The sequence below is a fragment of the Rugamonas rivuli genome (genome assembly GCF_009380165.1).
GTDB lineage: Bacteria > Pseudomonadota > Gammaproteobacteria > Burkholderiales > Burkholderiaceae_D > Rugamonas > Rugamonas rivuli.
The window spans coordinates 969,703-994,974 of the sequence record NZ_WHUF01000002.1; the positions used below are offsets into that span (position 1 = coordinate 969,703).

Annotated in this window: 26 protein-coding genes; 9 read left to right on the forward strand and 17 right to left on the reverse strand. The window is 65.8% G+C overall.

Annotated elements, in window-relative coordinates; all coding sequences use genetic code 11:
- Positions 1–63: 63 nt before the first annotated feature.
- The 9 genes from rrtA to GEV01_RS09605 all read right to left on the reverse strand — a co-directional run bounded on the left by rrtA (position 64) and on the right by GEV01_RS09605 (position 6,950).
- Positions 64–585, reverse strand: a complete 522-nt coding sequence (gene rrtA / locus GEV01_RS09565; RefSeq protein ID WP_328595470.1) for a rhombosortase — start codon at positions 583–585, stop codon at positions 64–66.
- Positions 578–1,408 carry a rhombotarget lipoprotein gene (gene rhlP / locus GEV01_RS09570; RefSeq protein ID WP_152803688.1) on the reverse strand — a complete coding sequence of 277 codons (831 nt, stop codon included), beginning with the start codon at positions 1,406–1,408 and terminating at the stop codon, positions 578–580. Before rhlP ends, rrtA begins: the two co-directional genes overlap by 8 nt.
- Before the next feature lie 69 nt (positions 1,409–1,477).
- Entirely contained in the window at positions 1,478–1,990 is a 513-nt protein-coding gene (locus tag GEV01_RS09575) for a peroxiredoxin family protein (protein WP_152803690.1), read from the reverse strand.
- A gap of 9 nt (positions 1,991–1,999) precedes the next feature.
- Positions 2,000–2,542, reverse strand: a complete 543-nt coding sequence (locus GEV01_RS09580) for a carboxymuconolactone decarboxylase family protein (RefSeq protein ID WP_152803692.1) — start codon at positions 2,540–2,542, stop codon at positions 2,000–2,002.
- An 88-nt stretch (positions 2,543–2,630) separates the two neighbouring features.
- Complete coding sequence (locus GEV01_RS09585) at positions 2,631–3,284, reverse strand: MarR family transcriptional regulator (protein ID WP_152803694.1); 654 nt, start codon at positions 3,282–3,284, stop codon at positions 2,631–2,633.
- A gap of 51 nt (positions 3,285–3,335) precedes the next feature.
- A complete protein-coding gene (locus tag GEV01_RS09590) occupies positions 3,336–5,477 on the reverse strand; it encodes a TonB-dependent receptor (RefSeq protein ID WP_152803696.1) in 2,142 nt (713 codons plus the stop codon).
- 86 nt (positions 5,478–5,563) lie between these two features.
- Positions 5,564–5,833, reverse strand: coding sequence for a hypothetical protein (locus GEV01_RS09595; RefSeq protein ID WP_152803698.1), 270 nt, complete (start codon positions 5,831–5,833; stop codon positions 5,564–5,566).
- A gap of 118 nt (positions 5,834–5,951) precedes the next feature.
- Positions 5,952–6,656, reverse strand: coding sequence for a LuxR C-terminal-related transcriptional regulator (locus GEV01_RS09600; protein WP_152803700.1), 705 nt, complete (start codon positions 6,654–6,656; stop codon positions 5,952–5,954).
- 18 nt (positions 6,657–6,674) lie between these two features.
- Complete coding sequence (locus GEV01_RS09605) at positions 6,675–6,950, reverse strand: hypothetical protein (RefSeq protein WP_152803702.1); 276 nt, start codon at positions 6,948–6,950, stop codon at positions 6,675–6,677.
- 225 nt (positions 6,951–7,175) lie between these two features.
- Between GEV01_RS09605 and GEV01_RS09610 the strand changes: the two genes are divergently transcribed.
- The 5 genes from GEV01_RS09610 (at position 7,176) to GEV01_RS09630 (ending at position 11,207) form a co-directional block, all read left to right on the forward strand.
- On the forward strand, positions 7,176–7,832 hold the full coding sequence (locus GEV01_RS09610) for a response regulator (protein ID WP_152803704.1): 657 nt from the start codon (positions 7,176–7,178) through the stop codon (positions 7,830–7,832).
- Positions 7,833–7,946: 114 nt separating this feature from the next.
- A complete protein-coding gene (locus GEV01_RS09615) occupies positions 7,947–8,216 on the forward strand; it encodes a DUF1427 family protein (RefSeq protein ID WP_152803706.1) in 270 nt (89 codons plus the stop codon).
- Entirely contained in the window at positions 8,216–10,138 is a 1,923-nt protein-coding gene (locus GEV01_RS09620) for an amidohydrolase (protein WP_152804053.1), read from the forward strand. Before GEV01_RS09615 ends, GEV01_RS09620 begins: the two co-directional genes overlap by 1 nt.
- Complete coding sequence (locus GEV01_RS09625; RefSeq protein WP_152803708.1) at positions 10,138–10,551, forward strand: DoxX family protein; 414 nt, start codon at positions 10,138–10,140, stop codon at positions 10,549–10,551. The genes GEV01_RS09620 and GEV01_RS09625 overlap by 1 nt, the downstream gene beginning before the upstream one ends.
- On the forward strand, positions 10,551–11,207 hold the full coding sequence (locus GEV01_RS09630) for a YoaK family protein (protein ID WP_152804054.1): 657 nt from the start codon (positions 10,551–10,553) through the stop codon (positions 11,205–11,207). Before GEV01_RS09625 ends, GEV01_RS09630 begins: the two co-directional genes overlap by 1 nt.
- Positions 11,208–11,211: 4 nt before the next feature.
- Here GEV01_RS09630 and GEV01_RS09635 read toward each other — a convergent pair whose 3' ends face one another.
- Both GEV01_RS09635 and GEV01_RS09640 read right to left on the reverse strand, forming a co-directional pair.
- The gene (locus GEV01_RS09635; protein WP_152803710.1) at positions 11,212–11,850 is read right to left on the reverse strand and encodes a response regulator; all 639 of its coding nucleotides are present in this window, start codon (positions 11,848–11,850) and stop codon (positions 11,212–11,214) included.
- Between the two features lie 10 nt (positions 11,851–11,860).
- Positions 11,861–12,814, reverse strand: coding sequence for an MBL fold metallo-hydrolase (locus GEV01_RS09640; protein ID WP_152803712.1), 954 nt, complete (start codon positions 12,812–12,814; stop codon positions 11,861–11,863).
- 112 nt (positions 12,815–12,926) lie between these two features.
- Between GEV01_RS09640 and GEV01_RS09645 the strand changes: the two genes are divergently transcribed.
- Complete coding sequence (locus GEV01_RS09645) at positions 12,927–13,898, forward strand: LysR family transcriptional regulator (protein ID WP_152803714.1); 972 nt, start codon at positions 12,927–12,929, stop codon at positions 13,896–13,898.
- A gap of 24 nt (positions 13,899–13,922) precedes the next feature.
- Here the strand turns inward: GEV01_RS09645 and GEV01_RS09650 are convergent, their stop codons facing one another.
- Genes GEV01_RS09650 through GEV01_RS09660 form a run of 3 tightly spaced genes read right to left on the reverse strand, consistent with a single transcriptional unit; the run spans position 13,923 to position 16,762 of the window.
- Positions 13,923–14,843 carry a tetratricopeptide repeat protein gene (locus GEV01_RS09650; protein ID WP_152803716.1) on the reverse strand — a complete coding sequence of 307 codons (921 nt, stop codon included), beginning with the start codon at positions 14,841–14,843 and terminating at the stop codon, positions 13,923–13,925.
- Between the two features lie 40 nt (positions 14,844–14,883).
- Positions 14,884–16,164, reverse strand: coding sequence for a D-amino acid dehydrogenase (locus tag GEV01_RS09655; protein ID WP_152803718.1), 1,281 nt, complete (start codon positions 16,162–16,164; stop codon positions 14,884–14,886).
- A gap of 4 nt (positions 16,165–16,168) precedes the next feature.
- Positions 16,169–16,762 carry a YdeI/OmpD-associated family protein gene (locus GEV01_RS09660; RefSeq protein ID WP_175022999.1) on the reverse strand — a complete coding sequence of 198 codons (594 nt, stop codon included), beginning with the start codon at positions 16,760–16,762 and terminating at the stop codon, positions 16,169–16,171.
- Positions 16,763–16,836: 74 nt separating this feature from the next.
- On the opposite strand from GEV01_RS09660, the gene GEV01_RS09665 reads away from it, so the two are divergent.
- On the forward strand, positions 16,837–17,565 hold the full coding sequence (locus tag GEV01_RS09665; RefSeq protein ID WP_152803720.1) for a class I SAM-dependent methyltransferase: 729 nt from the start codon (positions 16,837–16,839) through the stop codon (positions 17,563–17,565).
- Here the strand turns inward: GEV01_RS09665 and GEV01_RS09670 are convergent.
- Positions 17,562–19,094: an FAD-dependent monooxygenase gene (locus tag GEV01_RS09670; protein WP_152803722.1), complete on the reverse strand. Its 1,533-nt coding sequence runs from the start codon at positions 19,092–19,094 to the stop codon at positions 17,562–17,564. The two genes, GEV01_RS09665 and GEV01_RS09670, sit on opposite strands and share 4 nt — an antisense overlap.
- 105 nt (positions 19,095–19,199) lie before the next feature.
- Here GEV01_RS09670 and bla point away from each other — a divergent pair, with 105 nt between their 5' ends.
- Together bla and GEV01_RS09680 are read left to right on the forward strand one after the other, a co-directional pair.
- On the forward strand, positions 19,200–20,087 hold the full coding sequence (bla, locus tag GEV01_RS09675; protein ID WP_152803724.1) for a class A beta-lactamase: 888 nt from the start codon (positions 19,200–19,202) through the stop codon (positions 20,085–20,087).
- Between the two features lie 29 nt (positions 20,088–20,116).
- Positions 20,117–20,632 carry a hypothetical protein gene (locus GEV01_RS09680; RefSeq protein WP_008449734.1) on the forward strand — a complete coding sequence of 172 codons (516 nt, stop codon included), beginning with the start codon at positions 20,117–20,119 and terminating at the stop codon, positions 20,630–20,632.
- Here the strand turns inward: GEV01_RS09680 and GEV01_RS09685 are convergent.
- Together GEV01_RS09685 and GEV01_RS09690 are read right to left on the reverse strand one after the other, a co-directional pair.
- Positions 20,629–21,165 (reverse strand): 4'-phosphopantetheinyl transferase family protein, encoded by a 537-nt coding sequence (locus GEV01_RS09685; RefSeq protein WP_328595471.1) that lies wholly within the window; start codon positions 21,163–21,165, stop codon positions 20,629–20,631. The genes GEV01_RS09680 and GEV01_RS09685 overlap by 4 nt on opposite strands.
- A 32-nt stretch (positions 21,166–21,197) precedes the next feature.
- Positions 21,198–25,220, reverse strand: coding sequence for a Pls/PosA family non-ribosomal peptide synthetase (locus GEV01_RS09690; protein WP_152803728.1), 4,023 nt, complete (start codon positions 25,218–25,220; stop codon positions 21,198–21,200).
- Positions 25,221–25,272: the final 52 nt, after the last annotated feature.

Sequence of the window (25,272 nt, forward strand, 5' to 3'; positions counted from 1 at the left end):
CACAAGAATTAACGGCAATGTTGAGGCTTGTGAAACACAAACAAGTCGGATTTATATTGATAGTTAATCCAGTTGCAGCCGGGGTTTGCGCGCCGCGAACGCGATGGCGCCCGCGACCACGCCCAGCAGGTGCGCCTGCCAGGCGATCACCACGTCGGCCGGCAGCTGGCTCAAGCCGTGGACGGCGCCCGCAGCCTCGGCGCCGATCTTGGCCAGCAGCGTGGCGGCCATCAGCAGCAGGGCCGCGCGCACGGAGCGCGCCGCGCGCGGCCACAACGCGCCGCCCGCCATCACCACCAGCATGGCGGCGATGCCCGAGGCGCCGCGATAGCTCATGCAGCCGGGCGCGATCAGCAGCATCCCCACTGAAATGAACGGAGCGCCCAGGAACAGCGCCAGCGCCAGGCGGCGCATGCCGATGGCCGGCGTGGCGCTCAGCTGCACCACGATCACGGCGGCGGCCAGCACCACCGCGAAATCGATCAGCGCGTGCTGCGGCGTGTAGTGGACCAGGTGTCCCGTCCACAGCCGCCACCACTGGCCGGCCAGCAGCGCGTGGCGGTCGAATTCAAGCAGCTCATTCACGGCGCTTCTGCATCCACGCCAGGCCCGCCAGCAGCACGGCCAACGCCAGCATCAGCCAGCCCATCGCGCCGCCGCCCTTGTAGCCTTCCTTGTTCTCGACCTGGTAGTTGGCGTCGTGCTTGATGCGCTCGCGGAAGTTGTCCAGCTCCGCCTGCAGGTTGGGGACCAGCTGGTCGACGGCGGCGTTATAGCCTTCGGTCTGCGCGGCGCGGGATTTTTCGCTGAAGCCCGCCCAGCTGGCGCTGCCCTTGACCTGGCTGGTGCCCGGCGCGCGGAACAGCAGCTTGCGGCTCTGCACATCGAACACCGAGGCGTCCAGCATGGTCTGCACGTCGTACTGGTCGCCGTGCACCACGTAGGCGCCGATGATGGTCCAGTACAGCACCGACAGCGCGTTGGAGTCGTTGAACTGCACCTGGTCGTAGGAGAGCAGGGCCACCACTTCGACATCGAACATGCGCGCCACCTGTTCGAGATTGGTGAAGCCGCCCCTGGCGCGCATGTACTGCGTCGGGATGATTTCGATCTTGCCGATGTAGGGATGTTTGGAGAAGGAGTCGCGTACGCGCTCCAGTAGTTTCATGCGCGCCGTCTCCGGCAGGCCGTTGCCCCAGCCGGCGCCCGGCACGAAGGCGATGCCGACCCGCACCGGCGGCCGCAGGCGCGTGACGGTGGGCGTCATGGCTGGCGCGGATTTGGCGTCCGGGTAGAGGTAATCGACGATGCTGCCGGTCTGCTTGACGCTACGGCTGTAGCTCATGGAAGCGCAGCTCGACAGCAAAGCCGCCGCCAGCGCAATGATCAGGATATTCAGGACACGCATGTGGACTCTCCGGTAGTAGCGGATTATGCGTGCCTGAATCCCGCGTGTGAAAGTACGGTCGCCCGAGTACTAGCGGATGCTACAGGCGGTATCGTCGCAGTGCACCTCCGGCTGTTCGGCAGCTTCCGCGAGCAGGCGGCCGATCAGCGCGCCGGCCTGCATGTCGTCGGCGCGGCCGAAATGGTTTAGCCGTAGCCGTCCCTGGCGATCGATCAGCAGCAGCGTCGGCGTCCCGCGCAACTGGTACTGTTCCATCGTCAGCGGAATGGCGCCGCGCTGCGCCGGCTGGTCTATCGCCACCGGAAAATCGATGCGGTACTCGTGCAAAAAGGCTGCCAGCGCTTTCTCCGTCATCACGTCGTGATGCTCGAACACGGAATGCAGTCCGAGCACGGCGACGTCCTGTTCGTCGAAAGTGCTGCGTATCGTCCTGGCCTGCGGGATGCCGTGCGAAACGCAGCCGGGGCACAGCATCTGGAAGACGTAGATGGCGATGACTTTGCCGCGCAGCTGCCTTAACGACAGCGGCTGCGTGGCGTTCAGCCAGGCCGCAACCTGGAGTTCGGGGGCGATAGCGTGCATGGCTGCTCCTTATTTGGCGCGCAGTTTCACCGACGGGAAGTCGACCGGCACCTTGAAGGCGACGTTGACGTAGTTGGTGAAGAGGTTGAGCGCGACGTGGGCCATGATCTCGACGATGGCTTCGTCGTCGAAGCCGGCCGCGCGCAGCGCTTCCACTTCCTCGCCGGCGATCTGCGCGCGGTTGTTGACGACGGCGGTGGCGAAGCGCAGCGCGGCGGCGGTTTTTGGATCGGAGGACTGGCCGGCTTGCGCCTCGCTCATCTCCTCGGCGCTGGCGCCGGCCTTGCGGCCCAGCGCCGTGTGCGCGGCCAGGCAGTAGTCGCACTCATTGCGGTCGGCGATGGCGACGGCGATCTGTTCGCCCAGCTTGGCGTCGATGACGCCGCCGCCCAAGGCGCCGAACGCGCCCCACATGCTTTTCAGCGCGGCGGTCGAATTGGCGACGGCCTTGAACATGTTCGGCGTGGCGCCGAACGCGCCGTGGATTTGCGCCAGCAGTTGTTGGCGTTCGCCGGTGGTGTCGGCGGGGGAGACGAGAGCGATGCGGTTCATGGTATTTCCTTTCGTGGGTTAAAAAAGCACTACAAAAGCACTGCGGTAAAAGCAAATAGGAGTCCTAACTAATATGGTCAAAAAAAACTCAAGCAAACACCTTCCAGTTGCGCTGGCGCGTGGCCGGATCGGCCGGCACCTGTTCGGGACAATCGATGCGCAGCAGTGCCACCGACAGCGGCGCGTTCACCAGCCCGCAGTGATGCGGCGCGGGCTTACCGGGATGGCGGTTCGCTTCGAAGTACTGGCACGACAGGCAGGCCCGCATCTCGGGGAAGCGCTCGGTCTTTTGCAACTGGGCGATCAGCTTGAATAAACCGGTCAGCAACTCGGCCTGCTGGGCTGCGGGCAGGGCGGCAGCGGCATCTTCGGCAAAGCCCAACGCGCCGCCGATTCGGGCCGCCATGGCAGCGCCGTCGTCGGTCAGGAACAGCGCGGTGGCGCGGCCGTCGTCCTCCGCCTTGGCCTTGTACAGCAAGCCCTTGGCCGCCAGGGCCGACACCGAATCGCTGGCGCTGGCCGCGCTGATCGACAACTGCGACGCCAGCCAGGACAAGCGCACTCCCTGCTTGCGGCCTTGCAGCAGCTGCAGTATCTCGGCCTGCGCCGGATTGAGGTTTTCGGTGGTGGCGAACTCCCACATACCGGAGCGCATCACACTGGCGATGCGTCCGATAGAGGAGATGATGCGCGCTGAAACATCAGGCGTATCCTGCCACGGCTTGTTGGTTTTGCTGTCCATGCCGCCGATTATACACAGGAATTCCGGTTTATCAAGGACTCCTAACTAAAATCAGAATCCAACCGAAATTCCAGCGTAAAGCGTGCGGCGAGCACCGTACTGCGGAGCGCCCACGCCTACGCCGGAACCGTCGCGCAGCAGATAGGATTTATCGAAGGCGTTGACCAGCGCCACGCGGCCTTCGATATTGCCTACTGCCGTATTCTTCCAGTCGTGTGTCAGCGACAGGTTGACCGTCGTGTAGTGCGGCAGCGTGCCGGAGTTCGGCGCGGCGCCGTCCGGCGTCTTGCGCAAGCCGCTGCCGTACAGGAAATCGCCGCTCAACTTGGTGTCGCCCCAGTGGTAGTGGGCGCCGCCCGATACCGTGTAGGTCTGGTCGTGGTCGACGTAGATGTAGTGGTTGGCGATGTACGCCAGCTCGTCCGGCCCGAACAGCGACTGGCCGGAGATGATGTTCTGGCCCTTGGCCTTCTGCGTGGTCAGGTTCAGGAAGCCGCCCCAGTTGGCGCGGTTGTACACGGCCGACAGCTCCAGCCCCTTGGCGTAACCGCGCTCGTAATTGAACGGCGACAGTATCAGCGCCTGGCCGAACTGGCCTTCGTCCAGCATGTTGCGGATTTTTTTGTAGTAGGCGTCGGCCGTCACGGTCAGCTCTTCGCTGAACTGGTGGCTCAAGCCGATGTCGTAGTAGTTGGTGCGCTCGGCCTTGACGTTGTCCGACACCGGCACCTGCGGCGCGTTGGAGGTGCCGGCATACTTGTCGATGCTCGATTGCGCGGCCAGTTCTTGCGGCGGCGGGGTGAAGTAGCGCGAGTAGCCGGCGTGCAGCGCCGTGCCCTTGGCCAGCTGGTAGGCCAGGTTGACGCGCGGGCTCCATTGCTGCTCGTCGACGTAGGCCGATACCTTGTCGAAGCGCAGGCCGTAGTTCAGCGTTAGCGGCGCGGCGATGTGCCATTCGTCCTGCAGGTAGAAGCTGGACAGCTTGCCGGTCTTGCTGCTGTTGTCGATGATGGTGCGCGGATCGGTGCCGGACTGCGCGCCGCTGCCGTCGGTGTCGAACACGGCGACCGCGTTGTCGCTGTGGGTGGTCTGGTGCGAGTAGGCCAGGCCGGCGCGCACGGTGTGGCTGTCGGTCAGCTTGTAGCTGGCGTCGAACTGCGCGCCGCTGGCCGAGTTGGAGCGCAGCGTGTCGGAGGCCACGCCGTTGTAGATCAAATCGCCCAGCGCATCGGGCGTGTAGTGCAGCTCGGAGTATTGATGGAAGGCTGATACCTGGTAGTTCAAGTCGCCCACGCTCTTTTGCAGCGACAGCACCAGGAAGCGGTTGGTCTCGCGCTGGCGCTCGTCCAGCTGTGCCGACGGCCGCTTGCTGGTGCCGGCGGTGGCGTCGCTCTGGCCGGTCAGCGAGAAGGCCGGCGCCTGGTCCGGGTTGTTCGGAATCTGGAAGCGGCCGTTGTAGGTGCCGAACATCAGGCCCAGGCGGGTCTGGTCGTCCAGGAACCACGACAGCGCGCCGAAGGATTTGCTTTGCTTGGTGCGGTCGTGCAGCGCGCTGCGGGTAGGCAGCGGATTCTCGATGCCCAGCGCGTTCGACAGATAGCTGCCGGACAGGTAGTAGTTAAAGGCGCCCTGCGTGCCGAAGAACTCCGCGCTTGGCGCCACGTAGTCATGGCTGCCCACCAGCACGCCGATGCGGCCGCCGGATTTGACCGTGCCTTCCTTGGTCTGGATGTCGACGATGCCCGACGTGCGCAGGCCGAATTGCGCCGGCAGCGCGCCGGTGATGAAATCGGTCTGCTGGACGAAGCGGGTGTCGATCGACTGGCCGAAGCCGGTGATCGATTCCGGCAGCTGCACGCCGTTGACGCGGTACTGCACGTTGGCGTGGTCGTCGCGCACGTGGATAGAGCCCGATCCTTTCGAATCCTGGCTCACGCCCGGAAGGCGCAGCAGCACTTCGTTGAACGGCGTGTTGTCGCCCTGGCCCAACTGCTCGATCATGTGGCGGTCGATGGAGTAGACGGTGGTGCCGACATTCGGCGACAGGTCGATGCGCGCACTTTTCAAGTGGGCGGCGGTGACTTCCACCTGCTGCATCACTGGGCTGCCATCTTCGGCGGCGCTGGCGTGGTGGGCGTAGAAAGCTGCGGCCAGCAGCAGTGGCATGGTACGGAGTTGTGGCGTGCGTTGCATGGTAAATCCTTGAAATGTTCAGGCGCGCGAGTACGCGCACGGGACGCAAAAATGCGGCCGTGTTAAACGGTGCTAAAAGAAGCGGATCAGAAGGAGATAGCGGCAACGCCGGGCGGCGCGTGCGAGGGCGGGGTGAAGAAGTCGGTTCGGAGGGCCCGAACGGAACGCTGCGGAACGAGGACGAGGAGGGCGGCCAGCATCGCCACCGGAAGCACCGCAATGGCCGGCGGCGGAACACCCGCCGGCATATGCGCGATCACGCACGAGGCGCAATCGTTTTGCGTTTCGGTGTACGAGTGCTTGTGCGAACTCGCCCCGATCAGTTGCAGCGACAGGAACACCAGCACGAAAAACATCAGGACGCGCTGGGTGCGCGTCTTATGATGTGATGTGCCTACGGAGCGTGTATGTGCTTGCATGCGGCGATTCTACAGCGCTTGCGCGGGATACGCCAATGACAATCTCGTAATGATGTCAATGCTGGCTGATGGCGCCGTCGCCCACCAGGCCGCGCCGCGTAGCCAGCACCACGGCGTGGGTGCGTGCCGTTGCGCCAAGCTTGTCGAACAAGCCTTTGACGTGGGTCTTGACGGTGCCGACGCCGATGCCCAGTTCGCGGGCGATGGACTTGTTGCACTGGCCCTGCGCCAGCAGTTGCAGCACGTCCGTCTCGCGGCTGGTCAGGCCGATGCGGGTGAAACTGTCGGCCACGCAGCGGCTCAGGTCCGCGCTCAGGTAGCGTATGCCCCGGCTCAGCGAGCGCACCGCCGCCGGCACCTGGTCCGGCGAACAGTTTTGCAGCAGGTAGCCGTGCACGCCCGCCATCATCGCGGTGCGCACTTCCCATTCGCGCTCCATCTGCGTGACGATCAGCACGCGCGCCTGCGCGCCGCCGTGCTGCGGCGCGTTGGCGCAGCGGCGCATGTATTCCAGCGCGCCCTTGTGATCAAGGACGATCACGTCGGCCTGCACGGGCTGTGGTAGGGCCATGGCCTCGCCCTGCGCCACCAGCATGTCGCCCTCGGCGCCGAGCAGCGCGGCCAGTCCGGCGCTGACGATGGCGTCGCTGTGCGCGATGAACACGCGCACCTTGCTGTCGTAGTTGGCGATGGTGCCGGCAACCGCCGCGCCATTGCCGCCGATTGCGGAGTGTGGCCAGTTTTTGGTATCCAGTCGCATGTCAATTCTCCCAAGTCGTTACATTAAAATCTTGCGCCGCCCGAACAGGCGGGCATCCGCCGCGTAGGCGCCGGGCCCCATCAATACCAGGGCGACGGCGGTGGCTGCGGCGATCAGCGAACCCGCATGGCCGACGTACAGCAGGTGGTAGCAGGCGCACAGCGCGGCCGCCACCGGCGTCAGTAGTCCGGCGGCCAGCATCAGGGACAGCAGCACCGCCAGCGTGGTGTGCCACCAGGCCGCAGCCGCGCCGGCCAGGTGCCACAGCAGCTGCGCTGCGAGCGCGAAGCGCAACAGCAGTAGTCCCGCGCCCGCGCTCCCCCGTGGAAAACTGGATGTGTATCCACGCATATTTGTTCGCCCTTTACGATGTGTCGCTATCCTGGACCGAAGATTAAGCTTTCTGTAACGTTTTGCCACGCCCCGATACGGGGTACGGAGACTACCTAGATGGGGGTATGGCAGAGGTGGAGGATTTGTGTCATGCTGGCGCTTCCCCGCAAGATTTTGAGAACGCCAATGACTACGGCCCAGACAACGCCGATTACTGTACTGAGCGTGGACGACCATCCGATGTTCCGCGAAGGCATAGCCAGCGTCCTCGCCGCCGAGGACGACATGCGCCTGGTGGGCGAGGCCACCACGGGCGAGCAGGCCATCGAGTGCTATCGCCGGCTGCAGCCCGACGTCACGCTGATGGACATCCAGATGCCGGGCATGAGCGGCATCGACGCCACCATCGCCATCCGCAGCGAGTTCCCCAACGCCCGCATCGTGGTGCTGACCACCTACGAGGGCGACGTGCTGGCCCGGCGCGCGATCGCCGCCGGCGCTGCCGGCTATCTGCTCAAGAGCATGCTGCGCAAGGAGCTGCTGGCGACGGTGCGCAGCGTGCACGAAGGCCGGCGCAGCATCCAGGCGGCGGTGGCCAGCGGCATCGCCGAGCATTGGTATGAGAGTGCGCTGAGCAAGCGCGAGATCGAAGTGCTGCAGCTGGTGGCCGGAGGCCAGAGCAACAAGCGCATCGGCATGCACCTGGCGATTTCAGAAGAAACCGTCAAGGTACACATGAAGAACATCCTGGCCAAGCTGAACGCCAGCGACCGCACCCACGCGGTGACGCTGTCGATCGAACGCGGCATCATCGACCTGCATGCCTGCGGCACAGGCGGTTGAGCGCAGCCTATCCCCAAAGGGTGAGCAAACGGCGATCATTCCCGGTGATGGCAAAAAGGGTGGGACTCTCTAGACTGGAGGCATGCAGTTTTATCCCCTATCCGAGGAACCCCCATGTCGAAAATGTATGTCGTGTCGTTGGCCGTTGGCCTGCTGGTTGGATTAATCTATGGCTTCCTGAACGTGCGCTCGCCGGCGCCGCCGGTGGTGGCGCTGGTCGGCCTGCTGGGCATCCTGCTCGGCGAGCAGTTGCCGCCGCTGCTGCGCCAGTTGTGGCAGCCGGAAGCCAGGCAGGTTTCGTGGATCGAGCAGCATGTGAAGCCGCATTGCTTCGGCCAGCTGCCGTCCGCGCAAAAGAATGACGAAACCAAAGGGAACGCATGATGAGCCAAGACCAAACGCCTGACCTGATCCTGCACCGCGGCCTGTTCACCACGCTGGACCGCAGCAATCCGCACGCCGAAGCCGTGGCCATCAAGGACGGCCGCTTCACCCACGTGGGCCGCGCCAACGAGATCATGGCGCTGGCCGGTCCGCGCACCCGCGTCATCGACCTGCAAGGCAAGCGCGTGCTGCCAGGCCTGATCGACAACCACTGCCACATCATCCGCGGCGGCCTGAATTTCAACCTGGAGCTGCGCTGGGACGGTGTGCGCAGCCTGGCCGACGCGATGGGCATGCTGAAGGCGCAAGTGGCGATCACGCCCGCGCCGCAATGGGTGCGCGTGGTGGGCGGCTTCACCGAACATCAATTCGCCGAGAAGCGCCTGCCGACCATCGACGAACTGAACGCGGTGGCGCCTGATACGCCGGTGTTCATCCTGCACCTGTACGATCGCGCGCTGCTGAACGGCGCCGCGCTGCGTGCCGTCGGCTACACCAAGGACACGCCGGAACCGCACGGCGGCCAGATCCTGCGCGACGGCGCCGGCAATCCCACCGGCCTGCTGCTGGCCAAGCCGAATGCGGCCATCCTGTACCAGACGCTGTCGAAAGGCCCCAAGCTGCCGCTGGAATACCAGGTCAATTCGACCCGCCACTTCATGCGCGAACTGAATCGCCTCGGCGTCACCGGCGCCATCGACGCCGGCGGCGGCTTCCAGAATTATCCGGAAGACTACCAGGTGATCCAGCAGCTGTCGGACGCCAAACAGCTGACGATACGCCTGGCCTACAACCTGTTCACGCAAAAGCCCGCGCACGAAAAGGAAGACTTCCTGAACTGGACACAGAGCGTCAAGTACCAGCAGGGCGACGACTACTTCCGCCACAACGGCGCAGGCGAGATGCTGACCTTCTCGGCCGCCGACTTCGAAGACTTCCGCCAACCGCGCCCGGACATGCCGGACAATATGGAAGACGACCTGGAAGGCGTGGTGCGTGTGCTGGCGCAGAACCGCTGGCCGTGGCGCATGCACGCCACCTATGACGAAACCATCAGCCGCGCGCTGGACGTGTTCGAGCGCGTCAACCAGGAGATTCCGTTGACGGGCCTGAACTGGTTCTTCGACCATGCCGAGACCATCTCCGACCAGTCCATCGACCGCATCGCGGCGTTGGGCGGCGGCGTCGCCGTGCAGCACCGCATGGCCTACCAGGGCGAGTACTTCGTCGAACGATATGGACACGGTGCGGCCGAAGCCACGCCGCCGGTGAAGAAAATCCTGGAAGCGGGCGTGAAGGTTTCGGCCGGCACCGACGCCACCCGCGTGGCCTCGTACAACCCGTGGGTATCGCTGTCGTGGCTCATCACCGGCAAGACCGTGGGCGGCATGCAGATGTACCCGCGCGCCAATTGCCTGGACCGCGAAACGGCGCTGCGCATGTGGACCGAGAACACCACCTGGTTCTCCAACGAAGAGGGCAAGAAGGGCCGCATCGAGGCGGGCCAGCTGGCCGACCTGATCGTGCCGGACAAGGACTTCTACGCCTGCGCCGAAAGCGAGATCGCCGACATGAGCTCGCGCCTGACCATCGTCGGCGGCAAGATCGTCTACGCGGCCGGCGAGTTCGCCAGCTACGACGAGGCGCCGCCGCCGGCCATGCCGGATTGGTCGCCGGTGCGCCGTTTCGGCGGTTACGCCGGCTGGGGTGAGCAGATCGGTAACAACCGCGCCGCGCTGAAGGAGCTTGAACAGCGCAAGCGCGAACAGCAGCAACTGCGCCAGCAGCAGGCCGCCTGCGGCTGCGCCAACCAGTGCAACGTCCACGGCCACCAGCACGCGACGGCGTGGACCAGCAAGCTGCCGACGTCCGATCTGAAGAGTTTCTGGGGCGCGCTGGGTTGCGCCTGCTGGGCGGTGTGATGACGGCGCCGATCAAACCGATACTGACGCGGCTGGCCACGCCGTCGCTACGCTGGATTTGCCTGCTGCTGATCTGCGCCGCCTATCTGCAAGGCGGCATCAACAAGCTGATGGACTTCCAGTCCGCCATCGGCGAGATGCAGCATTTCGGCCTGTCGCCGGCCGGCCCGATGGCCGCGCTGGTGATCGCCGGCGAGCTGGGTGCGTCGCTGATGATACTGAGCGGCTTCTATCGCTGGCTGGGCGCGGGCTACCTGGCCGTGTTCACGCTGATGGCGACTTTGCTCGCCAACCGCTATTGGGAAATCGCGGGACCGGAGCGCTTCATGGCGGCCAACGGCTTCTATGAACACCTCGGCCTGGCGGGCGCCTTCCTGCTGGTGGCATGGCACGATCTGCGCAAGGAGGCCTGATGGAGCGCGGCGATACGAAACAAAGCGTGGCCCTCGGCTTCCTGGCCGGCTATGTCGATACCTTGGGCTTCATCGGCCTGTTCGGACTGTTCACGGCCCACGTCACCGGCAACTTCGTGCTGCTGGGCCGGGGCATGGCGCAGCCTGCGCCGGACATCTGGCTCAAGCTGCTGGTGTTCCCGGTGTTTGTGCTGGGAGTGGCGCTGGCGCGCTTGCTGATACTGCATTGGGAGCGCAGCGGCAGCCGCCAGCTGCGTAACAGCCTGCTGCTGCAAACGCTGTTGATGACGGCCAGCGTGGCCTGCGCCTGGCTGGCCACACCGGTCGACAGGCCCGATGCGCCGCTGATCATGTTGACCGGCATGCTGTGCGCGGGCGCGATGGCGGTGCAGAACGCCTACGGCAAGCTGCTGTTGGGGAAGGTGGCCGCCACCACCGTCATGACCGGCAATGTGACGCAGCTGGTGATCGATCTGGTGGACACGCTGCGCGGCGACGCCGACGCGCGGGCACGCCTGAAGAAGCTGGTGTGGCCGGTGCTGGCGTTTGCCGTCGGCTGCATCAGCGGCGCGCTGGCCTTCATGCTGGCCGGTTTCAATGGCCTGCTGCTGCCTTGCGCGCTGCTGCTTTGGCTGGCCTGCGCGGCCAGCGATTAAGAGTTCAGATCGAGATGATCCCGCGCCGCAGGGCGATCGTCACCGCGTGGGTGCGGTCGTTCGCGGCCAGCTTGGCCAGCACGTTCTTCATGTGCGCCTTCACCGTCTCTTCCGAAATCGCCAGCTGCTCGGCGATGCGGCGGTTGGAGTGGCCGGTGGCGGCGTGATTGAGCACTTCCGTTTCGCGCGCGCTCAACGGCCCCTGGCCCATGTGCTGGGCCAGTTCCATCGCGATCTCCGGCGGGATGCGGCGCTGCCCCTGGTGCACGCCGCGTATCGTATCCAGCAAATCCTTGCGCAAGGTACTCTTCAATAAAAAGCCCGCCGCGCCGCCCTGCACTGCGCGCAGAATCTGCACGTCGCCCTTGTAGGTGGTCAGCATGACGATGCGGGCGCTCGGATGCTCGCGGCGTATCTCCTGCAGCGCCGTCACGCCGCACATCTCCGGCATGGCGATGTCCATGATGGTGACGTCGGGGCGCAAGGTGCGGTAAAGCTCGACCGCATCGCGGCCGTTGCAGGCCTCGCCGGCCACGCGCATATCGGCCTGGCTGGCGATGGCTTCGCCCAACCCCGTGCGCAGCAAGGGGTGGTCGTCAACGACAAGGACGCTGATGGGGCGAGGGGTGTTACTTGTTTCCATACGATCCAGTTTAACGCAGTTGGGTGTAGTTTGCAGGCACCCACTGGTAAGCCTGGCCGGCGCTGCGCAGATGGCCCAGGCCGGGGAAGGGCAGGTGGGCCGCGCCGATCAGCGCACCTTCCTTGGCAACCGCCGTGAAGGCTTGCTTGCGCGCGTAGGCGGCGGTCTTCGGATCGGTGTCGAAGCCGATGGTCACTTCAGGGTGCTCGAACTGCACCGCGCCCGCGTGGATCAAGTCGCCCACCACCAGCAGCTTCTTGCCTTTGCTCTCCACCATGTAGCTGATGTGGCCCGGCGTGTGGCCGTAGCTGGCGACAGCGCGGATGCCCGGCGTGATCTCGACGGCGCCGTTAAACGGCTGCAGGTGCTGGTTGGCCACGTACGGCGACAGCGACGCCGTCGCGCCCTGGAAGAAGCCCTTGTTCTCGGCCGGCGCCTTGTCCATATTGGCCTGGCTGAGCCAGAAGTCGGCGTCGTGCTTGTCGGCGCGGACGATGGCGTTGGGGAAGGCCGCCTGGCCGTTGGCTGCGAGGCCGCCGACGTGGTCCGGGTGCATATGGGTGATCAGCACTTCATCGACCTGCTCCGGCTGGTAACCCGAAGCCTTCAGGTTGGCCAGCAGCTTGCCCAGCGTCGGTCCGAACAGATTGCCGGCGCCGGTGTCGATCAGCACCAGCTTGGCGCCGGTGTTGACCAGGTAACCCGTCACCGAAGTTTCCAGCGGGCTGGCCAGATAGGAGCGGGCCAGTTCCTGGTCGGTCTTGGCGGGCGCCTGTTGCAGCAGCTTGTTCATCGGCAGATCGACGGTGCCGTCGCTGATCGCGGTCACTTCAAAATCGCCCAGCATGATGCGGAAGAAGCCGGGCGCATTGGTGCCGGCCAGCGGCGCGGCGGCCATGGCGGGTGCGGCGATGGCAAAAGCGATGGCGGCGGCAAGCGGGGTGAATTTGCTGATGAGTTTCATGGGTTTTCCTTATCAATGAATTTACTAAACACAGTATGCATCTTTGCAAAAAATGGCACAATATCCATTAAGGCAAATGCAATTTGCGATATTTGCAAAATGGAGGGAAAAGATGATAGACAGCTTACAGTGCCTGCTGGCGGTCGTGGAGCACGGTAGCCTGTCCCGTGCGGCGGCGGAGATGAAGGTGGCGGTATCGTCGGTGTCGCGCAAGCTTGACGCGCTGGAGGCCGAACTGGGCGCGCGCCTGCTGCTGCGCAGCCCGCGCCAGGTGATCCTGACCGACGCCGGCGTGCGCTTCCTGCCGCGCGCCCGCAACATCCTGGCCGAACTGGCCGATGGCAAGGCCGCCGTGCAGGAGCTGGACAGCGAACCGCGCGGCCTGCTGACGGTGACGGCGCCGGCCGCGTTCGGGCGCCTGCACGTGGCGCCGGCCATCGCCGGGTTTCTGCAGCACTGGCCCTTGCTGGAAGTAGAGCTGCACGTCAGCGACGACATCGTCGACCTGGCCGCGCGCCGGGTCGACGTGGCAGTGCGCGCCGGCGTGCTGCCCGACAGTGGCCTGGTGGCGACGCGGCTGGCGATCCAGAACCGCGTGGTCAGCGCCAGCCCGGCCTACCTTGCCCGCCACGGCTGGCCGCAAACGCCGCTGGATCTGCTCAACCACAACTGCCTGACCGTTACCGGGCGCTCGGCGCCGCGCGGCTGGTGGCGTTTCGACGGCGTGAACCAGAACCAGCCGCTGGCCATCAAGGGCACGCTGCGCTGCGACGATACCGACTCGCTGCTGCACGCGGCCATCGGCGGCGCGGGCGTGGTGCACCTGGCGAACTGGCTGGTGAGCGACGCCATCGTCGCCGGCCAGCTGGTGCCGGTGTTCCCGATGGCGCCGGTGGTGCGGGCCGCAGTGCTGGGGCGGCGCGAACCGACGGAGTCGGCGATCCATGCCGTGCACATGCCCGGCCGTTCCAACCAGATCAAGGCGCAGCTGCTGATACGTCATTTGAGGGAGTATTTCGGCGATCCGCCGTACTGGGATCTTGCGATGGAAGCTGCCGGGGCGGGCGAGCGCCGCGCCCCGTGATGTGATGGTGATGCCGGAGCTGGATTAATCCCAGTCGCCGCCGCCACCGCCGCCGCTGTCTCCTCCACCGCCGCTGGAATCACCCCAGCCGCCGCTGACACCGAAGTCGTTGCCGCCCATGTCGTCGCGGCGCAGCAGTTCGTCGCGCGATGGATCATCGTAGACGATGTCGTTGCGTGGAGCAGCCTGGGCGCCCGAATCGTGGCTGCCGCCGGTGAACTGGCGCGCAATCGCTTCGCCGGCCACGATACCCGCGCCTACCGCAGCGCCGGTCGCCAGGCCGCCCATGATGCGCGAACCCATGCCGCTACCTTGCTGCGGCTGGCCGTAGCCCTGCTGCGGATAGCCCTGTTGAGGGTAGCCTGCGCCTGGCGCGTAGCCGGGTGCAGCACCGCCGCCGGGGTTGTAGCCGGCCGGATTGTAGGATGCGTCGTTCTGCGCGTTACGGCGCGACATGAAGCGTGTCGCCAGCCAGATAAAGCCCAGCAGGCCGCCACCCAGGATCAGGATGGTGCCCCAGGGGATGCCGCTGCTCTGCGGAGCGCCGTAGTTGCCGTTGTTGTAAGCGGCGTTGCTGCGTGCCGGCTGCTGCTGCGAGTAGTTGGCTTTCGGTTTCTGGCCGTCGGCCAGCAACGTGCGCAGCTTGGCCAAGGCGCTTGGATCCACCTTGGACAGGCCGGGCAGCCGTTCAGCCGTGGCCAGCTCGCCCTGTGCGGCGGCGAACTTGCCTTGCTTGGCCAATAGCTCAGCCTCGACGAAGTGCGCGGTGGCGCTGTTCGGGTGGGCTTTCAGGACTTGGTCCATCAGCTCCTGGGCTTCGGTGTATTTGCCTGCTTCGGCGGCGACATACACATCGTGTACAGTGGGTTCGGCCGCAAACGCCGGCACTGCAAGCGCCAAGGCGCTGGCCAGCAGGGTCATACGTGCGAAAGATTTTGCCGTCATGTCAGATCTCCTTGTAAGACAGGCTGGATATGATGGCAGTTTACGCCATTTTCAAGGCCTGTGCGGTACGCTGGCTAACCGAAGCCGTCGGCGCACCCAAAGCGGCCAGCACCGCGTCGGCGATGATGTCGGCCGTGGCGGCCGATAAAGTCCAGCCCAGGTGGCCGTGGCCCGTGTTGTAGAACACCGATGGCGCCTTGCCCCGGCCCACGCGGGGCATCAGGTCCGGCATCATCGGCCGCAGCCCGGCCCATGGCGTCACGCTGCGGGTGCTCACGCCGGGGAAGCATTGCTGCACCCAATTGACCAGCGGCGCGATGCGGTCGGCGCGGATATCGCGGTTGAATCCATTGAACTCCGCCGTGCCGGCCACGCGGAAGCGGCTCACGCCGAAGCGGCTGGCGACCAGCTTGGCGGCGTCGTCCACCAGGCTGACGTTGGGGGCGGCGGCCTGGCTGGCGGCATCGTCCAGGTTGACGGTGATCGAATAGCCCTTGACCGGATAGACGTTGACGCGGTCGCCCAGCATGGCCGCCATTTCGCGGCTGGCGGTGCCGGCGCAGACCACCACTGCGTCGTAGCGCAGGGTTTCGCTGGTGTCGCTGGCGCCGTCCTGTTCGACGGTGATGCTGACGCCATGGGCATCGGCGCTGGCCTTGGTCACGCGCTGGCCGAAGCGCAGGTCCACGCCCATGCGCTGCGCCGCCTGCGCCAGGCCGGTGGTGAATTTGTGGATGTCGCCGGTGCTGTCGCTTTCGGTGTAGTGGCCGCCATAGTACTGGCCGGCCAGCGTCGGTTCGAGGGCGCGCATCTCCTGCGGCGTGATGGCGCGGCGCGGCAGGCCGCCTTGCGCCAGCAGCTTGGACACCCCGGCCGCGTGCTCGAAGCCGGCGCGGTCGCGGTAGATGTGCAGGATGCCCTGGCGTTTGAGGTCGAAGTCTATGCCTTCCTCCTCGGCCCAGCTGAACAGATGCGCGCGCGCAGCCACGGCCAGCCTGGTGGTGGCGATAGTGTGGTCGCGATAGTGGGGAATGGCGGCGATGAACTCGGCGAACCACGACAGCTTGTGCCAGCTCGGTTTGGGGTTGACCAGCAGCGGTGCATCGTTCTTCAGCATCCACTTCAGGCCTTTGACGATGGTGCTGCTGTGGTTCCATGCCTCGGCGTTGGAGGCGGACAGCTGGCCGCCATTGGCGAACGAGGTCTCCATCGCGGCGTAGCGATGGCGCTCCAGCAGCGTGACGGCGAAGCCGCGCTTGGCGAGAGCGTAAGCGGTAGTGACGCCGGTGATGCCGCCGCCGATGATGGCTATGGTTTTCATGAAGCTAGTCGTCCAGCCCTTTGCCTTTGAGGATATGCGGGATGCATTTGTTCACGCGTGACTCGCGGGTCTTGGCCTGTTTGGCCGACGAGAAGTGTAGCAGGTAGCCACGCTGGCGTCCCGGCGTCAATGCGGCGAAGGCTTCCTGCAACTCGGGCGATTCCTCCAGCCGGTTCAGGAATTCCTCCGGCATCGCGAATTCGGCGGTCTTCTTGAATTCCACCTGTACGCCGGATTGTTCCACCTTGATGGCGTCGCGGATGTAGGCCTTCAGGGACGCTTCCATCTTGGCGATTTGTTCGGCGCTGGTGAAGCGGATCTGGCGTCCCGCTTGGACATTCTCGGTTTGCTGGATCAGGATGCCCTTGGGGTCTTGCATCAACGCGCCTTTGAAAAACAGCAGCGCGCAGTATTCCTTGAAGCCGTGGATCAGGACGACGTTCTGGCCGTCGAGCGTGTAGCAGGGATTGCCCCACTTGTATTCTTCGGTCAGGTCGCAGGCGAGTGCGATGGCGCGCAGCTTTTGGTAGGCGATCTGCCATTGCCCCGGCTTGCTGACGTATTCATCAACCTTGGCGTTCAAAGTCTTCTCTGTCATAGTGCACCTCTTGGTATCAACAGTGGCAAAAAAATAATTATACCCGGCCCGCCGCCGGGCGCATGGAGGATCGCATGGCACAGAATATTTACGACCAACCCGAATTCTTCGCCGGCTACAGCCAGCTGCCGCGTTCCGTGCATGGCCTGGACGGTGCACCCGAATGGCCGGCCATCCGCGCCATGCTGCCCGACCTCGAAGGCAAGCGCGTGGTCGACCTGGGCTGCGGCTTCGGCTGGTTTGCGCGCTGGGCCGGCGGGCAGGGCGCCGCGCAGGTGCTGGCGCTGGATCTGTCCGAACAGATGATCGCGCGCGCCAAGGCCACTACGCAGGCCGCCAATATCGACTACCGGATCGCCGATCTGGAACAGCTGTCGCTGCCCGCCGGCGCGTTCGACTTTGTGTACAGCTCACTGGCCTTCCACTACATCGAGGATTTCGGCAAGCTGGCCGCGACCATCCATCAGGCGCTGGCGCCTGGCGCGCAGTTTGTGTTCACGATCGAGCACCCGGTCTACATGGCGCCCGCGCAGCCGGGTTGGGCGACGGATGCCGATGGCCGCAGGATCTGGCCGCTGGACGGCTATTCCATCGAAGGGCCGCGCCGCACCGACTGGCTGGCCAAGGGCGTGCTGAAATACCACCGCACCATAGGCACCACGCTCAATGCCCTGATCCAGGCGGGCTTCAACGTGCGGCATGTGCAGGAATGGGCGCCGACAGCCGACCAGGTGGCTGCCAATCCCGGCCTGGCCGAAGAGCTGGACCGCCCGATGATGCTGTTGGTCGCCGCCCAGCGCTAAACTTCGGATTTGCCCGGCGCGAAGCGCAGGTGATAGCGCGCCACCATGCCGCGCAGGGAATCGAGCTCCTGGCGCGGCAGGGCCAGCGCCACGTGCATGTCGGGCCGGATCAGGTAGGCGGCGTCGCGCAGCAGGCCGGCGTCGGCGGCGGCATCGGTCCACGGGTAGGCATGCAGCGGCAGCGACAGCTCAAATGCTGCGACGCTCAGGGCGGGCGAGGGCTCGCCGTACACATGCAACTGCCAATCCAATGTTTGCAGCGCGTCGAAGTTGTCGCCGCCATCCGGTTGCGGCACCCACGGCAGCCGGTCGCCGCCGATCACTTCACCCGCCCGGCCGCCGCTCAGATGACTGTCCGGATAGTGGATCTGCACCTGCGACAAAGCCTTGAACAACGCGCGGCGCGCGGCCGTGAAGCCGGTCAGCACCGGGAACACATGGGGCACCAGCCAGCTGCGCAGCAACTGCCCGCCGGCGCCCTGTGAAACGATCATCTGGAAAGCGCGGTCGGTGGTGGCGACCAGCCTGCGCGCGAAAACGATGCGCTCGGCCTGGTAGGTGTCGAGCAGGGCGTGGTCGCCGCGCCCTTGCAGTACCAGGGCCAGTTTCCACGACAGGTTGACGGCGTCGCCGATGCCGGTGTTCATGCCCTGGCCGCCGGCCGGGCTGTGGATGTGGGCGGCGTCACCGGCGACGAAGCAGCGGCCCACGCGGAACTGCGAGGCCACGCGGTGATGCACGCGATAGGTCGAGAACCAGTTCACCTGTTCCACCTGGATGCCCAGCAGCGGTTCCAGCACCGGCCGGATGTCTTCGAAGCCCGGCTCGGGCAGGGCCTCCGCTTGCGGCGGCATGATGCCGATCAGCCGCTGCATGCCGCGCGAACGCACCGGCAGCATCAGCGCGAAGGTGTTGGGACCCAGGTGGCCGACCAGGTCGCGGTTCTCCGGCCCCGAGGTTTTGACGTCGGCCACGTAGTACAAGTGGTCGTAGGTGCCGCCGCTGAAGTCCAGCTTGAGCGATTCGCGCACGCGGCTGCGGGCGCCGTCGCAGCCGCACAGGTAGACGCTGCTGCAGGCGATGCGGTCGCCGCCCCGCACCAGCACTGCGCGCACGCCCCATTCGTCCTGCGTGAACGCTTCCAGCACGGTGTTCCATTCGACTGCGACGCCCAGGGCCTCCAACTGCTCGACCAGGAAGCGCTCGTGGTCGTCCTGCGGGAAGGCCAGCACGAAAGGGTAGGGACTGAGGCCTGCGCCCATGTCCTTGAGCCGCAATTCGGCGATGTCCTCGCCCGCTTCGCGCAGGTGGATGGCTTCGATCTTGATGCCGAGATCGACGACGGCGTCGGCAAAACCGAGCTGCCGGTAGAACTCCAGCGTGCGCGCATGCACCGCCATCGCGCGCGAAGCCTGGCCCGGGCCGCTGTTCTGGTCCACGATGCGGACGGCAATACCATGCCGCGCCAGCCGGATGGCGAGCACCAGGCCGGTGGGACCGGCGCCGACGATGAGGACTTGAGGAGCCATGCGATGAGTCTACGCCCGGCGCAAATTGGGGTGCGTTCAATTGAATACAGGCTTAAGGATCGGCTGGTATGATCCGAAATATTGTTTTAACTATACCTGTGCACCATGACCGCTTTCGCTACCCGCCGTGCCCTGTTGCTGGCGCTGGCCGCCGCCCCCTTCGCCAGCGCCGCCGATTTGCTGGACAATCCGCCAGCCGCCACGCCCCTGTCGGCAGCCGCGCTGCTGGCCAAGCTGGAGGCGGAATCGGGTGGCCGCCTGGGCGTGGCCGCGCTGAACACGGCCGACGGACGCCGCCTGCTGCACCGCGCCGACGAGCGCTTCCCGTTTTGCAGCACCTTCAAGATGATGCTGTCGGCCGCCGTGCTGGCGCGCGAGCCGGCGCTGCTGAAGAAACGCGTGGTGTATCGAAAAACCGACCTGGTCACGTATTCGCCGATCACCGAGAAGCATGTCGGCAAAGGCATGACGGTGGCGGCGCTGTGCGAAGCCACCATCCAGTACAGCGACAACGCAGCGGCCAACCTGCTGATGAAGCAGATCGGCGGTCCGGCCGCCGTGACGGCGTTTGCTCGCTCTATCGGCGATACCGAATTCCGCCTGGACCGCATCGAGACGGAGCTCAACACCGCGCTGCCCGGCGATCCGCGCGACACCACGACGCCTGAGGCGATGGCGGAATCGCTGCAAAAGCTGTTGCTGGGCGACGCCCTGGGCGCAGCGCAGCGCAAGCAGCTGAAGGACTGGATGCTGGGTAACACCACCGGCGACACCCGCATCCGCGCCGGCGTGCCGGCCGGTTCCCTGGTGGCCGACAAGACCGGCACCGGCGACTACGGCACGACCAACGATATCGGCGTGATCTGGCAGCCGAACAAGGCGCCGATTGTGCTGGTGGTCTACCTCACCCAGCCCGGCAAGGACGACAAAGCGCGCAGCGAGATCCTCGCCGAGGCGAGCAAGATTGTCGTGGAAGCGTTCCGGGTCGGTTAAACTACGGCCTTACACATTAAGGCCTGATCATGACGAACCAAAAACAAGCGCCTGCGGGCCGGGTAGCCAATCCATTCCTGAACGCCGATTTCTACTCGCGCATGCGCGACTACACCGAGCGCGATGCGGCGTTTTCCAAGGAAGCCAAGGCCATAGGCGACAGCGGCGCCGGCAAGCAGGGCACCGATGCGCGCTTCGCGCCGTCGCTGGCGGTGCTGCGCTCGGTGAAGAAGAAGGGCCTGACGCTGGAAGAGATGTTGAATCGCATCGTGCAAGGCGTGGAATCGGGCCTGTGGGAGCCTTGGCTGACGGCCTACGGCATCGAACTGCGCGGCGTGAACTACGCCAAGACCGGCGAGCGCAATGCCCGCCTGGCGATCGACATGAGCATGAGCTCCAAGGCGCACACGATCTTCTCCGCCGCCGGCGTGGGCAACTGGCGCAGCCTGGTGGCCGAAGACTGCGCCCAGGTGCAGATCGACAAGCCGACCGAAAAGACCCCGGCCAAACTCACCGCCATCTTCTTCCTCGACGCGCCGAACTAATTCGCGCCGGCCATCGCGAGATGGCCCACCAATCCTTCAGGCAGGCCACGCAAGGCGACGCCGATAGACGCTTCGTCGCCTGCTTGCCACTCGCTCAGCTGCCGGCCATGGCATTTCAGCCAGGCTTCGTGCCGCGTCCAGGCACGTGCGAACTCAGTGGCTTGCTTGCTGGCGGGCGCCGCGAGCAGCGCGGCGCAAACCTGCGGGCCGAGATAGTCGCGCGCCACGTTGTCCCAGTCCTGGATGTCCTGCACCTTCATCACATCGACGCCGACCGCTCCATGCAGGTAGATGGCGGCCAGCGCATAGCCCTCGTCGTGGGTGAATGAACAGCCGATGGCGCGCTTGCCGCCAGCCAGCTTGATGCGCGGCGCTTCGCCGGGCGTGCTGTCGATGTTTATCGCATCGGCGTCGACGCCCAGCACTGCGGCCAGCGCCGCCCGCGTTGCCGAGCGGAGTTGTTCGCGGGCTTGCGCCCGCTGCGTGCTGGTCGCGACGCCGATGACGAACAGGCCATCCCGCAGCACCGGCACAGGGCCGGGCCAGGCATGGACGGCCAGCTCCATCATCTCGCCGGTGCGGCCGGGCAGCCGGCCCAGTAGCCGTTGGCCGGAATCTGCTCGCCCTTCATCACCAGCGTCAGCGCGCCGAGGCGGGCGTTGTCGCCGACGACGGCGCTGTACAGCACTGCGCTGCGCGGTCCCATGTAGACGTTCTTGCCGATAGTGACGCGATCGATCTTCATCACGCGATCCTCGAACAGGTGGGTCTGCGGGCAGGTCAGCGCATTGAGTTCGCTGTGGTCGCCGATATGCACGCAGTCGAATTCCGTGATGTCGGTGGTGTCCAGATACACGCCCTTGCCGATGCGCGACCCCAGCATGTTGAATGCCAGCGGCAGCCACGGCGTGCCGCGCAGGTAGCGCATGAAGTTCGGCACGGCGATACCTTCATACAGATTGGTCACACCTTCGGACAGCCACACGAACGGCGTCCACATCGGCTCCGACTGTTTGCGATAGCGGCCGATCAGCAGCCACTTGAGCGCCACCACGAAGATGTAGTTGCCGATGCCGTAGCCCAGGCCCGCCAGCGTCAAATCCCAGGTCACTTCGGCCCAGCGGCCGGCGCCGGCGGCCGGCATCACCGCCAGCACCAGCGTGTAGCCGACCGCGATCACCAGCGCGTGCGGCGCGACGATGCGGAATGCTTCGATCAGCCCGCGGCCCAGGCGGCGCAAGGGCGACGGGTGGAAGGTCAGGTTCTCAGGATAGCCGCTGGTCTGCTCACGTGCGGGCAGGTTGATCGGCGGGGAACCAAGCCAGGTATCGCCGCTTTTCATTTGTTCGTTGTCCGGCGCGCGCGAATGCACGCCGATCAGCACATGCTCGGGCAGCACCGTGCCGTCCGGGATGTAGGCGCCGTTGCCGACGAAGCTGCGGTGCGAAATCACGGTCGGCTTCATGATCATCCAGCCGCCGTCGATCTCCTCGTCGCCCAGCATCACCGCGTCGGCGATGAAGGTTTCGTCGCCCAGGGTCAGCATGTCCGGCACCACGCCCAGCGCGGTGGAGATCTCAGCATCCTTGCCGACCTTGGCGCCCAGCAGGCGATACCAGTAGGGCGCGAACACCGTCGCGTAAATGCCGTGCAGGACGTTCAGGCTCGATTCCTGGATCTGGCTGACCAGCCACTTGGCGCAGTAGGTGTTGCTGTGGATGGCCGAGCGGCCCGGCTTTAGGCGCGGCAGCACGCTCCAGCGGATGCCGGCCGACAGTATCGCCGTCAGCACGATCAGCACCGTGCTGGCGGGGAAGGCCAGCAGGAAGTAGCGCAGCAGCTGGATGCGCACGTCGTCGCCCTGTATCCACGGCAGCCAGCCCTGTTCGTCGAACCAGTCGATCAGCACGAAGCTCGGGAACACCGGCATGAAGAACAGCGTGACGATCAGCAGGATGCCGAAGATGAAGAACAAGCCTTCGCCCAAACGGCGCGCGGCGCCGACTTGTGGGCGCGGCGGCAGGCGGGTGGTGTCGAAGGCGCCGGTGTCGCGCGCCGGCGAACCGGCCCAGACACGGCCGGCCGGTACGCGGGCGCCGTCGCCCAGTGCGGACTGGCCTTCCAGGTGGCCCAGCGCTTCGACCTGCGTATTGCCTTCCAAGACGGCGAAGGAGCTGATGCAGGCGTCATCGCCCAGCGTGATCTGGCCCAGCAGCAGGCGGCCGCGCTGCACGCGGGCGTTCTCGAAATTGACGGCATTGCCGATGCTGACGTTGTCGCCGATGCTGAGCAGGTCCGGCGAACGCAGCGTCATCGAGCCGATGATGACGTCCTTGCCCACCTTGGCCCCCAGCGCGCGCAGCCACCAGGCGTTGAGCGAGGAGCCGCTCAGCAGATAGGCCGGCGCGGCTTCGACCAGGCGGTCGGCCAGCCACCAGCGGTAGTAGGTGACGCCCCACAGCGGATAATCGCCCGCTTTCAGGCGGCCGGCGATCAGCCATTTGCCGGCGATGGCGATGCCGAATTCGCCGATGGTCGCCAGCAGGAACACGCCGACCGAGGCGGCGATGGCGCGCACCACGGAGTCGCCCGGATCGCCGGTGAAGAAGTGGTAAGTGAAGAACGGCGCCAGCCACTGCGCCATGCGCAGCGCCACCAGCGCCGGCATGGCGGCCGCTTGGGCCAGGCCGCAGGTCCAGCGTTTGAGCGTGGAGGGGGGCGTCCAGTCGGCTTCCACTTCGGCCGCTTTGGGCGCGTCGGCCAGCACTTGCGCGATCTTGCCGATCTGGCGCTGCTGGTAGATGTCGCGCACGGTGATGTGGGCGAAGCGCGGGTCGGCGCGCAGGGCCGAGGCCAGGCGTGCAGCAAAGAAGGAGTGGCCGCCAAGGTCGGTGAAGAAGTCGGCCTGGCGCAGCACCGGCTGGCCGGGGAACAGCGCGGCCAGCGCGGCGAACAGCGCTTCCTCGGCCGGGGTCTCGGGCAGGTCTGAATCTTCGCTGCCGCCGGCCGGCGGAGCGCTCAGCGGCATGGCCTTCAGCGCCTTGCGGTCGATTTTGCCGGAGGTCAGGCGCGGCATGGCTTCCTGCATTTCGTAGCGGCCCGGGACCATGTACGGCGGCAGCTTGGCGGCCAGGCTGGCGCGCAGCGCCTTGCTGTCCAATTCCACGCCCGCTTCCGGCACGATGTAGGCCACCAGCTGGTCGATGCCGTCGTCCTTGCGCAGCAGGACGGCCACGGTGCCCACGCCTTCCTGTTGCGCCAGCACGGCTTCGATCTCGCCCAGCTCCACGCGGAAGCCGCGTATCTTGACCTGGTCGTCGGCGCGGCCCAGGCACAGCACTTCGCCGTCGGCGTCGATGCGGGCCAGGTCGCCGGTGCGGTACAGGCGGCCGTCATGCGCGCCGCTGGACCAGGGATTGACCAGGAATTTTTCTTCCGTCAGGTCGGGGCGGCCAAGATAGCCCGCCGCCAAGCCCGGGCCGGTGATGCACAACTCGCCGATTTCGCCGCGCGGCAGCAGGCGCAAGGCGGGGAGGGCGTTGACGTCGATGACCAGCAGGCCGTAGTTGGGCAGCGGCGTGCCGATCGTGACCGGATGGCCGGGCTGCAAACGCGCCAGGCTGGCCGATACCGTCGCTTCGGTCGGACCGTAGGTGTTGAACATCTGGCGGCCGGCGCGCGACCAGCGCTCCACCAGCGATTCCGGGCACATCTCGCCGCCGAGGTTAATCAGGCGCAGGCTGGGTACTTCCTGATTGAACAGCGCCAGCAGCGTCGGCACGGCGTGCAGCACCGTGACCTGGTTTTCGTCGAGCATGCGCGGCAGCGTCTCCGGGTCGCCGCTGATTTCCTTGGGGCCGATCCACAGCGTGGCGCCGGCCAGGTAGGCGATCCAGATCTCTTCGAACGACATGTCGAAGGCGACCGAGAAGCCCTGGTAGACCTTATCCTGCGCGGTCACGCCCAGCACTTCGTTTTCGCTGCGCAGGAAGTGGCAGATGCTGCGCTGGGTGATCAGGATGCCTTTCGGCTTGCCGGTCGAGCCGGAGGTGTAGATGACGTAGGCCGGGACGTCGGGCGAAACCGCGCCGCGGCGCGACAGCTCGGCGCCGTCGGCCGGCGCGGCCAGCAGCGCTTCGGCGGTCCAGACGGGGCGGCCAATCCCGGCCAGGCGCGGCGCGAAGGCGGCGCAGGTCAGCACGCCGGCGCCGTCGGCGTCGTCCAGGCACACTTGCAGGCGGTCGACCGGCGTGTCTTCATCGACCGGCAGCCAGGCCGCGCCGGCCTTGGCGATGCCGGCTTGCAGCACCAGCAGCTCGATCCCGCGCGGCAGCCACAGGCCGACGATCTGGCCCGGCTGCACGCCCGCATCGATCAGACGCGCGGCCACCAGGTCGGCCTGGGCGTTGAGTTCACCGTAGCTGAGGCGGCGCTCGCCGAAGATCAGCGCGGTCTGGCCGGGGTTGCGGGCGGCGCTCGCTTCGAGCAGATCGGCCAGTATCTCCTCGCGCAGCAGGTCGCCTTGCGGCGCCCCGTACAGAATGTCTGGATGCGATTGCGGAATGTGCGGCGATACTGGGTCGTTCATGCTGTTACTTTATTTTGTGTTGGCGGGTGTCATTGTACGGTACGCCTGTGCG

Bases quoted from the DNA above. Each gene is read 5' to 3' on its own strand.
- GEV01_RS09635 (WP_152803710.1), bottom strand. From the start codon at position 11,850: ATGGAAACAAGTAACACCCCTCGCCCCATCAGCGTCCTTGTCGTTGAC.
- GEV01_RS09655 (WP_152803718.1), bottom strand. From the start codon at position 16,164: ATGAAAACCATAGCCATCATCGGCGGCGGCATCACCGGCGTCACTACC.
- GEV01_RS09680 (WP_008449734.1), top strand. From the start codon at position 20,117: ATGACGAACCAAAAACAAGCGCCTGCGGGCCGGGTAGCCAATCCATTC.
- rhlP (WP_152803688.1), bottom strand. From the start codon at position 1,408: ATGCGTGTCCTGAATATCCTGATCATTGCGCTGGCGGCGGCTTTGCTG.
- GEV01_RS09650 (WP_152803716.1), bottom strand. From the start codon at position 14,843: ATGACGGCAAAATCTTTCGCACGTATGACCCTGCTGGCCAGCGCCTTG.
- GEV01_RS09620 (WP_152804053.1), top strand. From the start codon at position 8,216: ATGAGCCAAGACCAAACGCCTGACCTGATCCTGCACCGCGGCCTGTTC.
- GEV01_RS09610 (WP_152803704.1), top strand. From the start codon at position 7,176: ATGACTACGGCCCAGACAACGCCGATTACTGTACTGAGCGTGGACGAC.
- GEV01_RS09595 (WP_152803698.1), bottom strand. From the start codon at position 5,833: ATGTTTTTCGTGCTGGTGTTCCTGTCGCTGCAACTGATCGGGGCGAGT.
- GEV01_RS09660 (WP_175022999.1), bottom strand. From the start codon at position 16,762: ATGACAGAGAAGACTTTGAACGCCAAGGTTGATGAATACGTCAGCAAG.
- GEV01_RS09665 (WP_152803720.1), top strand. From the start codon at position 16,837: ATGGCACAGAATATTTACGACCAACCCGAATTCTTCGCCGGCTACAGC.
- GEV01_RS09640 (WP_152803712.1), bottom strand. From the start codon at position 12,814: ATGAAACTCATCAGCAAATTCACCCCGCTTGCCGCCGCCATCGCTTTT.
- GEV01_RS09590 (WP_152803696.1), bottom strand. From the start codon at position 5,477: ATGCAACGCACGCCACAACTCCGTACCATGCCACTGCTGCTGGCCGCA.
- GEV01_RS09630 (WP_152804054.1), top strand. From the start codon at position 10,551: ATGGAGCGCGGCGATACGAAACAAAGCGTGGCCCTCGGCTTCCTGGCC.
- GEV01_RS09585 (WP_152803694.1), bottom strand. From the start codon at position 3,284: ATGGACAGCAAAACCAACAAGCCGTGGCAGGATACGCCTGATGTTTCA.
- bla (WP_152803724.1), top strand. From the start codon at position 19,200: ATGACCGCTTTCGCTACCCGCCGTGCCCTGTTGCTGGCGCTGGCCGCC.
- GEV01_RS09670 (WP_152803722.1), bottom strand. From the start codon at position 19,094: ATGGCTCCTCAAGTCCTCATCGTCGGCGCCGGTCCCACCGGCCTGGTG.
- GEV01_RS09600 (WP_152803700.1), bottom strand. From the start codon at position 6,656: ATGCGACTGGATACCAAAAACTGGCCACACTCCGCAATCGGCGGCAAT.
- GEV01_RS09580 (WP_152803692.1), bottom strand. From the start codon at position 2,542: ATGAACCGCATCGCTCTCGTCTCCCCCGCCGACACCACCGGCGAACGC.
- GEV01_RS09625 (WP_152803708.1), top strand. From the start codon at position 10,138: ATGACGGCGCCGATCAAACCGATACTGACGCGGCTGGCCACGCCGTCG.
- GEV01_RS09575 (WP_152803690.1), bottom strand. From the start codon at position 1,990: ATGCACGCTATCGCCCCCGAACTCCAGGTTGCGGCCTGGCTGAACGCC.
- GEV01_RS09645 (WP_152803714.1), top strand. From the start codon at position 12,927: ATGATAGACAGCTTACAGTGCCTGCTGGCGGTCGTGGAGCACGGTAGC.
- GEV01_RS09690 (WP_152803728.1), bottom strand. From the start codon at position 25,220: ATGAACGACCCAGTATCGCCGCACATTCCGCAATCGCATCCAGACATT.
- GEV01_RS09615 (WP_152803706.1), top strand. From the start codon at position 7,947: ATGTCGAAAATGTATGTCGTGTCGTTGGCCGTTGGCCTGCTGGTTGGA.